The organism is Laceyella sacchari (assembly GCF_004343255.1).
GTDB lineage: Bacteria > Bacillota > Bacilli > Thermoactinomycetales > Thermoactinomycetaceae > Laceyella > Laceyella sacchari.
The window spans coordinates 1-11,905 of record NZ_SMDD01000010.1 but is presented as its reverse complement, the minus strand read 5'-3'; the positions used below and the strand labels follow the sequence as shown (position 1 = coordinate 11,905).

The following is an 11,905-nucleotide window of genomic DNA, read 5'->3' as shown; positions in this document are numbered from 1 at the left end:
GGATCCACCCGTTCCCATACCGAACACGGAAGTTAAGCCCTCCAGCGCCGATGGTACTTGGGCTTAAGCCCTGGGAGAGTAGGTCGTTGCCAGGCATATCCCATCTTTTGATGGGAACGGCGCGGGGTGGAGCAGTCTGGTAGCTCGTCGGGCTCATAACCCGAAGGTCGCAGGTTCAAATCCTGTCCCCGCAACCAAAAGCAAAAAAGACACCTTTCATTGATGAAAGGTGTCTTTTTTATATTTTATAGGATGAAGATAGGAAAATCTAAATCGGATACAAAACACAGACGAAAAATCGGTTTGGATTCAATGTGTTGACAAATCTATGGTGCACACTCCTGAACGGTTTTGTACACTCCAGTTTTTTTCCTGTGGTATAGTGAATAGTGTTCGAAACCGGAACGGAAAGGATATGAAACATGGATGCGATTCTAGCAGAAAAACCGGATCAAGCGCGGAAATTGGCTTCTCCGTTTGCGCATAAAAAGGAAAAGACACGAATAACCATTGCACCATGTCCTGAATTTCCGCGTGGAGCGATAATTGTGTGGGCGATTGGGCATCTTTGCGAATTAGCTGAGCCGGAAAAGTATGACCCAGCCTGGAAAAAATGGCGATTAGACACCCTTCCCATCATTCCCGACCAATTCAAGCACCAAGTGATCAAACAAAAGGCGGGGCACTTCAAATTGGTGAAAGACGTGTTGAACCAAGCAGACACAATTATCATCGCAACGGACCCAGCCCGTGAAGGCGAATATATCGCCCGGATCATCATCCAAATGGCTGGGGCTTCCCGAAAAAAAATCAAACGCTGGTGGTGTAGTTCGTTGACGGAGCAAGCAATTAAAGAGGCATTTGGCCGGCTCCGTTCTGACAGCGAAACAAAGCCTTATTTTGAAGAAGCGTTGGCTCGATCATACAGCGATTGGTTGGTGGGCATCAATACGAGTCGGGTGTATACATTATTGATGCAACAAAAAGGAATCAGAGAGGTTTTTTCAACGGGCAGGGTGCAAACTCCCTTATTATGCCTGATCCGCCGGCGTGAAGAGGAGATAGAGCGCTTCAAGCAGGAGCCTTTTTGGGAGATTGTCGCCGTTTTTGATGCGGATGGAGAGAAGTACAAAGGAAAATTAGAAGTGCGTTTTTTTGATAAAAAACAGGCAGAGCGTTTGCTGGAACAAATGAGGGACAAGCCTGGCGTAGTGGGAAAAATCGAAACCAAGCTGAAAAAAATAAGCCCGCCTTTGTTGCATAGCTTAAGCACCCTTCAAGCTAAAATGAACCGCATGTATAAGTTGGCGCCGTCCAAAGTGTTGCAATTGGTCCAATCCTTGTATGAAAAAGGGTATGTTTCTTATCCCCGAACAGATAGCCAGCATGTGACTGCTGCCGAGGCCAAGGCATTTCCGAAGATCTTACGTTTGCTCACCTCCCATTACAATATCGCGGACGACTTGCGAGACGTCAGCCGAAACAAGCGAGTGGTCGATCCGAAAAAGGTGTCAGATCATCATGCGATTATACCGACGGAGCAAGTTCCCACCCTCACCAAGTTGACACCAGATGAGCGGAAAATTTATGATGAGTTGGCGCGGAGTTTGATTGCCGTCCATTATCCTGATCATGAATTTTTGCAGACGACAGTATTGACCATGATTAACAAGCATGCCTTCAAAACGGTCGGCAAAAAAGTGGTGAAGATCGGATGGAAAGCGGTATTTCAACATGAGCAAGAGCAGGGAGATGAGGGGAATCAACCGCTTCCTACTTTGCGGGAGGGTCAGATAGTCGAGCCGGAAGTGGCGTTAAAAGAAGGAATGACACAACCACCTAAGCCTTATACTGAAGGCCAATTGATTACATTGATGAAAACGGCTGGAAAACACATCGAGGATGAGCAGCTATCGTCGATGAAAGGGCTTGGATTGGGAACGGAAGCAACTCGCTCTGGCATTATCCAAACTCTCAAAGATCGCAAGTATATCAAAGTGCAGAAAAATGTGGTGTCCACTACAGAGAAAGGAAAAGCCTTGGTTGCGGCCGTTGCGGACACGATTTTGGGGAAAGCGGATTTGACTGCAAAGTGGGAACAGTATTTGCATGCGATTGGCCGTGGGGAAAAAGCGGCTGCTCCATTCATCGAAAAATCAAAAGAGTTGGCTAAACATTTGGTTGCTGATGCAATCAAACGCGCTGAAGGATGGGAAGTAGCTGCGGCGATCCAGGAAAAAACGAAAACAAGTGGACGGAAGAGGTCTGCGCAGGAGTCCGTGGGGTCATGTCCGTTATGCGGGCAAGCGGTGGTTGACCGGAAAAAGTTTTATGGTTGTCAGGGTTATCAAACTGGATGCAAATTCACCCTTCCCAAAACGTTGTTGGGAAAAAAGCTGAGTTCGGCGGTTGTGAAAAAACTGTTAAGTGGAAAAGAATCAGGCATACTCAAGGGCTTTGTCTCAAAGAAAGGCAAACGGTTTGACGCCCGGTTGCGATTGGAGAACGGTAGTATCGCCTTCACTTTCCCCGAAGGTACAGCCAAAAGAGAGAAGGCTTAGTGCTTTCCGTTAGATTGAAATGTACGGTTGCATGTCGGATGCAACCGTTTTTTGTGCAGAGAAAGCGAGAAAATGAGTTGTCTAAATATTATAATCATTATGGGGGCTTGTTTGATTATGCTTGAACCGCAATGTAACGGAGGTGCCTGATGAACGCGTTTAAAAAGCGCTTTATGGTGCTGTGCCTGCTGGTGTTGGTGATTAGTCCTGTTTGGACGGGAGCGGCTGAACCCCTTGCCGCACAGCCGCCTGCCATTCACGATTCGGCTGAAGTCTTAACGGCAAAACCGCCGGAACCGTCTCAGCAAAGTGAGCCGGAATTGCCCCAATTGATTCATGAGGAAACGGAAGAAGAGCAGATTGCGCAAGGAATTTCCCTGATGCAGTTTACTAGGTTTGACACCAATGGTTGGCTGGAAGGGGCATCGCTGACGGTGGACTTGGCCGAACCTAGTGTGAAAACGAATTTGTTGACGCCTCCCCATGTGGCGCAAAGTATGCCGCTCAGCCAGCAAATGAAAGCAACGGGCGCGATTGCAGGAGTGAACGGGGATTTTTTTGATATTGGCAATACGCAAGCGGCATTGGGGGCGGAAGTTCGGTCGGGGGAATTGCGAAAAAGTGGCGAGGACCGCTTGGCAGCGAGCGTCTCACAAGACCGGATCGGTCAAATCAGCCCCCTCGTATTGCAGGGCAAAGTGATGGCCAATGGGGAGACGACGACGTTGCATGTTATTAATGCTCCCCAGTTGCCGGCTGATCATTTGGCGATGTACACCCCGGACTGGGGTACGGCGAAGCGTACGCATCTGGTCAGCCCCGATTTTTTTGAAGTGTTGGTGGAAGACGGGAAAGTGAAAATGACTTATGCCGGCGAGGTGCACAATGAAGCATTGCATGAAGGCCAATTCATATTGAGTGGCAAAGGGGCCAGTGCGGCGTTTCTCAAAGCGTTACCGGTGGGGAGCGCGGTTGAAGTTCGTGTTGAGACCAGACCGGACTTTAGGAAACTGGCTTTTGCGATCGGAGGCGGTGCATTACTGGTGGACCAGGGGAAGGTGGTGACTAAGGATCATGGCGCAGTCCATCCCCGCACTGCAGTCGGCTTTACCAAAGACGGCAAGAAGATGATATTGGCAACCATTGATGGAAGATCGTCTCGTAGCAGAGGGATGACGTTGTTGGAATTGGCCCAATGGATGAAAGAAAAAGGGGCTTGGACGGCCTTAAACTTGGATGGCGGAGGCTCCTCCACTCTGGTTGCGCGCATGCAGGGACAGACTGGATTGAAAGTTGTCAATACACCTTCCGATGGACACGAACGCCCTGTTCCTAACGGAATAGGCGTATGGAACGACAAACGAACGGGCCAGTTGGGTGGATTTAAGATTGAATCGGGGTCTTTGCGTGTATTTTCTGGATTAACCCGCAAATTTCATGCCATGGCGTATGATACTGCTTATGCTCCTCTTCAAACGGATCAGATTCGGATGCATTGGAGGGCTTTGCCATCTGCGCTCGGCCGTTTTGACGGGGCAGTGCTACGGGCTGCACATCCTGGCAAAGGTCGAATTTCCGTACGGAGCAGGGGGGTGGAGTCGACGGCAGAAGTGCATGTATTGGGTAAACCGGTCTCCCTGGCAATTGAACCCCGGTTGATGGGTTTAGAAAAAGGAAAAACAGCAACTTTTTTGGTGACAGGAAAAGATGCGTCTGGCTATCAGACTTATGTGGAGCCAGAGGATGTCCAATTGAGCTATGACCGACAAATCATCGATGTGAAAGCCAATGCCGACGGCAGTTTGACGGTAGTGCCGCAAGTGGAGCAAGGGGTGACGCGCATTACGGCTCGGGTTGGCAATTTGCAGGCGGTTGCCGGAGTTTCCATCGGTTGGGAACAACAACGCATAGAAACATTTGAAGATGCCTCGAGACCATGGACTTTTGCCAAAGCGCCTGCTGAAACAACGGGTGAGTTGCAGTATGTGGATGACGCAGAGCGAAAAAGCAAAGCGCTAAAATTGACTTATGATTTTACCAAGTCCACCAAGACGCGGGCTGTGTACGCCTTGCCGCCAACGGGGCTGATGCCACTACCGGGGGAAGTGAAAAAAATCGGTGTCCATGTGCGTGGAGATGGAGGCAACGGGCATTGGCTACGAACGCGGATCAAGGATGCAGCGGGAGTATACCATACATTGGATTTGGCGGCGGAGGTAAATTGGCATGGCTGGAGATATGTAGAAACAGATGTGCCAGCAGGGGTGCAATATCCGATTCAATTAAATCAGATTTATTTGGTTGAACCGGATGCCAAAAAGCAGGACAAAGGGGACATCTTGTTGGACGACGTGATCGTGTATGTGTCTGCACCCTTGCATCTTCCTGATGAACCGGTGCAACCGCATCCCATGGTATTGCAACAAGAAACCATGCCACAATCCGGTTGGCGGTTCGCTGTGTTGAACGACTTGCATATAGTAAGCGCGGATCCTGACAGCAAAGAGGTAAAACACACGGTGCAGGTGTTGCGAGATCTTTCGCGTGAGGACGTTGATTTTGTCATCTTTAACGGGGATTTGGTGGATGATGCTTCCCTTGAAAATGTTACCTTTGTCAAGACATTGATCGAGCAAAACCTGGATAAACCGTATTATGTGATACCTGGCAATCACGAAACGTATGGCACGGGCAATCTGGATCTTTTTGTACAGGTTTTTGGCTCGAAGGCAGCGTTGCATCATTTTGACCACAAAGGCGTGCGCTTTATTTTGAGCAATACTGCGCTGGGTGGTTGGCGGGTGAGCGATGATGCTCAGTGGCGCCAGTTGGATGCTTGGCTGGAACAAGGAAAGCGAGATCGAAAAGTGCGGCAACTCGTTTTTTTGGCGCATCATCCTCTCAACGATCCCAACCCGTCCAAGACATCACAAATATCCGATGCAAGGGAGGCGGGATTGTTGCAGAAGAAGCTGACCGACTTTTCCGAACGAAGTGGCAAGCCGGTCATCATGATTGCGGCACATGCGCATGTCCATCACTGGACGCAACGTGACGGGGTTGCCTATGCGGTGGTGGGACCCGTCGGTAAGCGAGTGTATGGTTCTCCGGATCGGGGTGGATTTTACGGGTATGGTGTATTCAGCATTAACGGGGAGAAAAAAGGGAACGTTGACAAGCGACCGTGGCTGGTGGCTGATGTGCGACCGATCCTTGAGGATATCGCGTTGGAGCGGACGGAGTTTTCTGTGAATGAAACGGCTGAGGTGAAAGTGTCAGGTTTGCAAACAGGTGGTTGGAGCTTTCCGCTCTCCTATCCGGCGACTGTGCGGTATCGAGGAGAGAATGGTTTGACCGTCACGCGTTTGGATCAAGCGAAGGGTTCCAGCATCGCCGTGTTTGATCCTGTCACCCATTTGCTTCGTTTCAAACGGCCAGGGAAGGTAGTTTTAGTAGTTCAGAGTGGAGGTATCAGCAAGCGGTTTGTATTGGTTGGCACTCGGGCCAACAGCGGTGGTAAATGAACGGAAATGGCAAAAAAGGTACGCTTCTAAATTGAAAAGGCGGGTTATTTCACCCGCCGCAAATGATTTCGTTTTCTCTTTTTTTTCTTGATGGTTTCCAGTGTATGCAGATCTTTGTAAAATTGCGCATCCCGATTGACAGTCATCGCCCGCAAGAAAAAGAGCAGCCATCTGGGCATGTCATCCATCCTCCTCTATGTCATTCATTTTTTTCACTTCCGAACTGGTTGATGGTGGAAACCATCATCTTGCTGTCGTCGAGGGTAGCTGAATCGGGTTGCTAGCTCCACTTTCCTGATGGAGCCGGCTGACTGCCGTTACGACATAGGTGTAGGGCTTTGTCGGTTGTGCCGTGTCGTCAAAGAAGATTTGTTGTGTGTTTGAAACCGTTTTGCGGATGATACCGACGATGTTGCGGGGCTGGTTTATGGTGATGGATTCCCCCTCATCAAAGCGGTAAATGACAAAATAACTTGCCTCACTGGCACGATTGGTGAACTGTAGGGTGACGCCACCATATCGGCGCGTGGCGGAGAGGAGCGAAGGCGCGGCAGGTGTCTGTCCACCTAGCCAAGGCATGACCGGAATGAGAGAGGGATAGCGGTAGAGATCTGTGCGCAAGCGGTCGGCCAAGCCCAATGGGTTTTTCAACAGATCTTTGGTGCTGAAAAAGATGCTGCCTTTTACTTCCGGGTATTGCCGATTTAATTGCAGTTGGTTAGGAATTTCTTCGGGCTTGTCCCAGTCCGCGCCGCTCCCTGCTTTGTACACGGCATGACCGATATACAAATGCGTTGCTCTACCTTTCACTTCATTGGCCCACCAGGGAACGAGCTTTTCATAAGCGGCGGCTGGAAAACCGATGTTCCAGTATATTTGGGGAGCGATGTAATCGATCCAGCCTTGGCGGATCCATGTGCGAGCATCGGCGTACAGAGAATCGTAAGCCTGAAAACCGGAGGTGTCTGATCCGCTGGGGTCTGTCGATTTGTTCCGCCAGATGCCAAATGGGCTGATGCCAAACTTCACATGGGGCTTGAGCTGTTTGATCTGCGCATTTACTTCTTTAACCAAGCGGTTGACATTGTCCCGCCGCCAATCCGCTTTGTTGGGAAAGGAGGCTTTGCCGTAAGTCAAGTAAGTTTGCTCATCGGGAAAGTCAGTGCCATCAGGATAAGGGTAAAAGTAATCGTCAAAATGGACGGCGTCGATGTCATAGTTGCGCACCACTTCTTTGATGGTGTCCACGATATGCGACCGTACTTGGGGAATCCCCGGATCATACCACAGCTTGCCGCCGTAGCTGACCACCCAATCGGGGTTTTGCCGTGCGGGATGGTTTGGCACCAAGGCGTTCAATTGGGTATCCATGCTGACGCGATAGGGGTTGAACCAAGCATGGAATTCCATGTTGCGTTTGTGGGCGGCTTGTACCATAAACGCCAAGGGATCATAATCGGGTGATACGCCTTGAGTTCCCGTCAAATACTTGGACCAAGGGTTAAGCGTGGACGGATAAAATGCGTCGGCGGTTGGCCTTACTTGAACAATGACGGCATTGATGCCCATCGCCTGTAGGCGGTCCAATAGCGTGATGAACTCGGCTTGTTGCTGATCCTTACTGAGCCCGGTTTTGGAAGGCCAATCAATGTTTAGTACTGTGGAGATCCATGCGGCACGCAATTGCCGCTTTTCTTCAATGGAAGCGCTTAACGAAGGATCCGAATTTTCTTGTGCCCGCCCTTGCAAGGGGACGGAAAAAAGAAGGAGAAGCAGGGCCAACAGGCACGAAATCAACTCTCCACGCATCCTTGATTCACTCCTCTAAAAATTCATAATGTTCTTTGTTTGTTAAATTATACCCTAGCCTGTGGGTATTTGAAAGCAGGAACCCGGGCGATCTGATCGAGCAGAGGTTTTAAAAGTGGTTGCGATGAGTTGGAAAAGTGGAGGAGGTACCTTTTTTAAAATCGCATGTCCGGCCTGTTGGCTATCCTAAAAATATTTTAATCGCCAAGGTAATTTGTCTGGTTATTCATTGTTTTATTAGTATAATCTAATTTGGAATAATAAAGAAAGAAGGCCGAGTTTGTATGTTCTTGCCTAGAAAATGGGAAATGCGTTATCCTCGCAAAGTGTGGGTGCTTGGCTTTGGCATGTTTGTTTATTTGACAGGCATGTCTTTTCTATGGCCGTTGATAACAATTTATACCACGCAACAATTGGGGGATCCATGCGGATCGCCGGGTTGGTGCTGATGGCTTACCAAGGAGCAGGTATGGTTGGTAGCTTGTTGGGTGGGATGCTTTATGACCGCTATGGGGCGAGGCGTATCATTCCCATCGGAGCGGTCGGCACGGCTGTGTTTGTATTCATCCTACCGCGGATCGAATCGATTGGGATCTTCGCTTTTATCCTTTCTCTAAGTGGAGTTTGTATCAATGTGGTTTTTCCGATTATGTATGCTTTGGTGGGAGATGCGTGGCCAGAAGGGGGGAGAAAGGCGTTTAACTTATTGTACGTGAGTAGTAATTTAGGTGTGGCTCTCGGAGCGGCGATTGGCGGAATGCTTGCACAAATTTCGTTTATGTATGTCTTTTTGGCCAATGGTCTTTTGTATTTGGCTTTTTTGTGGATCGTGTTGAAGCGGTTTCCTTACCCTGATCGAGATTCAAAAGCTTTAAAGGAAATTTCATCCGCCGGATTGGCGGTTGGGAGCGGAAAGCGGCGATGGATTTCGTTATTGGTTTTATGTGTGGGCTACTTGCTTTGTTGGATGGCTTATGTGCAGTGGCAATCCAACATTTCCACTTTCATGCTCACGTTGGATTACCCAACTGCATTATACAGTTTGTTGTGGACGGTGAATGGTTTAGTGATTTTATGCGCCCAACCGCTGATTACATATGTGACCAAGCGATGGTTGGTCTCTCTGCGTAGCCAATTGATAGCTGGTGTCATTCTGTTTATGCTCGCGCTGTTAGGGCTGAGTCAATTTCATCTGCCTTTTGCGTGGATGATTGTGTGGATGACACTGATGACCTTGGGTGAAATCTTGATTTGGGCAGCAGTACCGACGGCGGCAGCGGAACTGGCGCCTCCGCGCCAGTCTGGGCGCTATCAGGGGATGGTTAGTTTTGCGGCGACGGCGGGGCGAATGGTTGGCCCAGTGTTTGGCGCTATTGTGGTTGAGCGTGGAGGAGCGGAGGGAATGTTGTGGGTCATGTCCGCTATTCTGTTGATACCGATTGTCCACTTTGCCTGTTATCATCTGTTTGCCAAGGATATGCTTCATGCGCACCAGCCATCCCAGTGATTGAGGACGATGGACACGCGTCGATATGCTCATAGTGAGCAGGGCACAACAGCACGGTATTTTGAAAAAACGCATGCGAAGCAGTCACGTGCGTTTGTCTCTTCCCATATGATGAAGGGAAGTGATTTTTATGTAAAAAATTAATGGAAAATGGCGATAAAGGTATTGCGTTTTTGATTAAGTCATGTTAAAGTTATATCTTGTGAATGGCTTTTTTCAAATATGGGGCTATAGCTCAGCTGGGAGAGCACCTGCCTTGCAAGCAGGGGGTCAGCGGTTCGAATCCGCTTAGCTCCACCAATACGGAGGGATACCAAAGTGGCCAAATGGGGCGGACTGTAAATCCGCTGGCTTTGCCTTCGTAGGTTCGAATCCTACTCCCTCCACCATCATTTTACACTGGGGAATAGCCAAGTGGTAAGGCAACGGACTTTGACTCCGTGATGCGTAGGTTCGAATCCTACTTCCCCAGCCAATAGGAGCCATTAGCTCAGTTGGTAGAGCACCTGACTTTTAATCAGGGTGTCGAAGGTTCGAGTCCTTCATGGCTCACCATATTTGTGCGGTCGTGGTGGAATTGGCAGACACGCTATCTTGAGGGGGTAGTGATCCCTGATCGTGCGAGTTCGAGTCTCGCCGACCGCACCAATTTTTGCGGGTGTAGTTCAGTGGTAGAACATCGGCCTTCCAAGCCGAATGCGAGGGTTCGATTCCCTTCACCCGCTCCAGATGTTCCTCAGTAGCTCAATGGCAGAGCAACCGGCTGTTAACCGGTAGGTTGTAGGTTCGAGTCCTACCTGAGGAGCCAGCATGCTTCCTTAGCTCAGTCGGTAGAGCGCTTCCATGGTAAGGAAGAGGTCACCAGTTCGAGCCTGGTAGGAAGCTCCAGACATGGCCCGTTGGTGAAGCGGTTTAACACACTAGCCTTTCACGCTAGCATGCAGGGGTTCGAATCCCCTACGGGTCACCATTTCTTGGCGGCCGTGGCGAAGTGGTTAACGCACCGGATTGTGGCTCCGGCATTCATGGGTTCGATTCCCATCGGTCGCCCCACAACGTGCGGAAGTGGCTCAGGGGTAGAGCATCGCCTTGCCAAGGCGAGGGTCGCGGGTTCGAATCCCGTCTTCCGCTCCAACTTAACAATTCATATATATGTGCCCTTAGCTCAGCTGGATAGAGCGTTTGACTACGGATCAAAAGGTCGGGAGTTCGAATCTTCCAGGGCACGCTGAAAAAACAGCAGACATGATGTCTGCTGTTTTTTGTTTTAACAACTGTTCATAGTGTGCGTGAAAGCACTAGTTACTTGAGGGTTGCATGGTGGATTTTGAAATTTTCCCTTTTTTTGTTTTTTGTAGAAGGAATAACTAATTTTCTGTTGAATTAAGTCTAAGCATAAGGAGGGATACATACATGATTAAAAACTATTTAAAATCAATTATCATGTGTATGTTGTTGTTTGCATTGTCGTTTTCTTTCCCAGGAATTTCAAGTGCTTCCCAAGAGGGTACCACTCTTGAGATGAAAGCAGAAGCGCTGAAGAGTGCCAATTTTTTGACTGTGCTGCGGTTTGATAATGATTGCACCTCTTTGTATATGGATGCAAAAGTTAATCCGTTTATGGATCAGCTCGGTGATGTGCCAAAAGGAACAAATTATGATGTGGTCTACCATATTTATGAGATGCCGGCTACAGACAGCTCCCTGTCCGAAGGAAAGCTGGTGTCATCAGGGAAGATTGCCAATGCCACAGACAATAAGCGGTTTTCCATCAAGGTACCTAATGCCGAGAAATCCAAAAAATACACTGCTAAATTGGAATTGCGGGCTGAAGGTACCAAATTGGGCAAAACGTTGGTGACAAACTTGCAATTTGGAGACTGCGGAAAAGACAAGCCGGGCAATAATCCAGGTAACCCAGGCAATCCTGGAGATAATCCCGGAACCCCTGGTGACAATCCTGGCCAACCTGGAGATAACCCAGGTCAACCTGGTGATAATCCAGGCAAACCTGGAAACCCTGGTAACAATCCTGGTAACCAACATCCAGGCAACGGGGGTAAAATGCCAAAAACAGCAACCGCTTATCCTGTTCACATGATTGCTGGCATTGGTTTGTTGCTGGCAGGTTTGGGATTGAGCCGCTTGGCTAAGCGGGCTTAAGAAATGGTGGAGAGAAAGCTGTGTGCATGCACACAGCTTTCTTATTTTCATAAATAAAAGTGTTGACTAATGGAGATCAGCGTGATAGGATAATAACTGTCGCCGCGAAAGCGGTGCAAAATGAAAAAAGTGTTCCTTGAAAACTAAAGAGTGACAACGTGACCTGTCAATTCGATGAAACACTTAACACTTTAGTGTTTAGTGTTTCACAACTCCGCGAGCTTTGCTCGGCGGAGTATCAACTTCGAGCATAGACTCAAACCTCAGTTTCACACGTTGGTGTGAAACCTTTAACGGAGAGTTTGATCCTGGCTCAGGATGAACGCTGGCGGCATGCCTAA

The 11,905-nt window shown here is 49.0% G+C and carries 6 protein-coding genes, 13 tRNA genes and 1 rRNA gene; 18 read left to right on the top strand and 2 right to left on the bottom strand.

The features are described from left to right. The 4 genes from rrf to EDC32_RS15930 all read left to right on the top strand — a co-directional run. A 5S ribosomal RNA gene (gene rrf / locus EDC32_RS15945) occupies nt 1-95 on the top strand; the annotation flags it as partial. 25 nt (nt 96-120) lie between these two features. Then, nucleotides 121-197 (top strand) — tRNA-Met (locus EDC32_RS15940). Between the two features lie 225 nt (nt 198-422). Then, nucleotides 423-2,561 (top strand): type IA DNA topoisomerase, encoded by a 2,139-nt coding sequence (locus EDC32_RS15935; protein ID WP_132223922.1) that lies wholly within the window; start codon nt 423-425, stop codon nt 2,559-2,561. Nucleotides 2,562-2,710: 149 nt separating this feature from the next. Further along, complete coding sequence (locus tag EDC32_RS15930; RefSeq protein ID WP_132223919.1) at nt 2,711-6,085, top strand: phosphodiester glycosidase family protein; 3,375 nt, start codon at nt 2,711-2,713, stop codon at nt 6,083-6,085. Nucleotides 6,086-6,129: 44 nt separating this feature from the next. Here the strand turns inward: EDC32_RS15930 and EDC32_RS16790 are convergent, their stop codons facing one another. Both EDC32_RS16790 and EDC32_RS15925 read right to left on the bottom strand, forming a co-directional pair. Beyond that, complete coding sequence (locus EDC32_RS16790) at nt 6,130-6,264, bottom strand: hypothetical protein (protein WP_259435572.1); 135 nt, start codon at nt 6,262-6,264, stop codon at nt 6,130-6,132. A 64-nt stretch (nt 6,265-6,328) separates the two neighbouring features. After that, nucleotides 6,329-7,894: a glycoside hydrolase family 10-like protein gene (locus tag EDC32_RS15925; protein WP_132223916.1), complete on the bottom strand. Its 1,566-nt coding sequence runs from the start codon at nt 7,892-7,894 to the stop codon at nt 6,329-6,331. Nucleotides 7,895-8,195: 301 nt separating this feature from the next. On the opposite strand from EDC32_RS15925, the gene EDC32_RS15920 reads away from it, so the two are divergent. From EDC32_RS15920 to EDC32_RS15855, 14 genes are all read left to right on the top strand, one after another. Continuing rightward, nucleotides 8,196-9,401: an MFS transporter gene (locus EDC32_RS15920; RefSeq protein WP_132223913.1), complete on the top strand. Its 1,206-nt coding sequence runs from the start codon at nt 8,196-8,198 to the stop codon at nt 9,399-9,401. 224 nt (nt 9,402-9,625) lie between these two features. Beyond that, nucleotides 9,626-9,701, top strand: a tRNA-Ala gene (locus tag EDC32_RS15915). A 4-nt stretch (nt 9,702-9,705) separates the two neighbouring features. Beyond that, nucleotides 9,706-9,790 (top strand) — tRNA-Tyr (locus tag EDC32_RS15910). Between the two features lie 11 nt (nt 9,791-9,801). Next, nucleotides 9,802-9,876, top strand: a tRNA-Gln gene (locus tag EDC32_RS15905). A gap of 4 nt (nt 9,877-9,880) precedes the next feature. Continuing rightward, nucleotides 9,881-9,956 (top strand) — tRNA-Lys (locus EDC32_RS15900). A 7-nt stretch (nt 9,957-9,963) separates the two neighbouring features. Continuing rightward, nucleotides 9,964-10,049, top strand: a tRNA-Leu gene (locus tag EDC32_RS15895). A gap of 6 nt (nt 10,050-10,055) precedes the next feature. Next, a tRNA-Gly gene (locus EDC32_RS15890) sits at nt 10,056-10,129 on the top strand. Nucleotides 10,130-10,134: 5 nt separating this feature from the next. Continuing rightward, nucleotides 10,135-10,209, top strand: a tRNA-Asn gene (locus tag EDC32_RS15885). A gap of 4 nt (nt 10,210-10,213) precedes the next feature. Then, a tRNA-Thr gene (locus EDC32_RS15880) sits at nt 10,214-10,289 on the top strand. Nucleotides 10,290-10,294: 5 nt separating this feature from the next. Beyond that, nucleotides 10,295-10,371 (top strand) — tRNA-Glu (locus tag EDC32_RS15875). Nucleotides 10,372-10,378: 7 nt separating this feature from the next. Continuing rightward, nucleotides 10,379-10,454, top strand: a tRNA-His gene (locus EDC32_RS15870). A gap of 6 nt (nt 10,455-10,460) precedes the next feature. Continuing rightward, nucleotides 10,461-10,535, top strand: a tRNA-Gly gene (locus EDC32_RS15865). 20 nt (nt 10,536-10,555) lie between these two features. After that, a tRNA-Arg gene (locus EDC32_RS15860) sits at nt 10,556-10,629 on the top strand. A gap of 185 nt (nt 10,630-10,814) precedes the next feature. Further along, the gene (locus EDC32_RS15855) at nt 10,815-11,564 is read left to right on the top strand and encodes a hypothetical protein (RefSeq protein ID WP_132223910.1); all 750 of its coding nucleotides are present in this window, start codon (nt 10,815-10,817) and stop codon (nt 11,562-11,564) included. Nucleotides 11,565-11,905 lie beyond the last annotated feature (341 nt).

Excerpts from the sequence above, each read along its gene's own strand:
- EDC32_RS16790 (WP_259435572.1), bottom strand. The coding sequence starts at position 6,264 with ATGCCCAGATGGCTGCTCTTTTTCTTGCGGGCGATGACTGTCAATCGG.
- EDC32_RS15855 (WP_132223910.1), top strand. The coding sequence starts at position 10,815 with ATGATTAAAAACTATTTAAAATCAATTATCATGTGTATGTTGTTGTTT.
- EDC32_RS15930 (WP_132223919.1), top strand. The coding sequence starts at position 2,711 with ATGAACGCGTTTAAAAAGCGCTTTATGGTGCTGTGCCTGCTGGTGTTG.
- EDC32_RS15935 (WP_132223922.1), top strand. The coding sequence starts at position 423 with ATGGATGCGATTCTAGCAGAAAAACCGGATCAAGCGCGGAAATTGGCT.
- EDC32_RS15925 (WP_132223916.1), bottom strand. The coding sequence starts at position 7,894 with ATGCGTGGAGAGTTGATTTCGTGCCTGTTGGCCCTGCTTCTCCTTCTT.
- EDC32_RS15920 (WP_132223913.1), top strand. The coding sequence starts at position 8,196 with ATGGGAAATGCGTTATCCTCGCAAAGTGTGGGTGCTTGGCTTTGGCAT.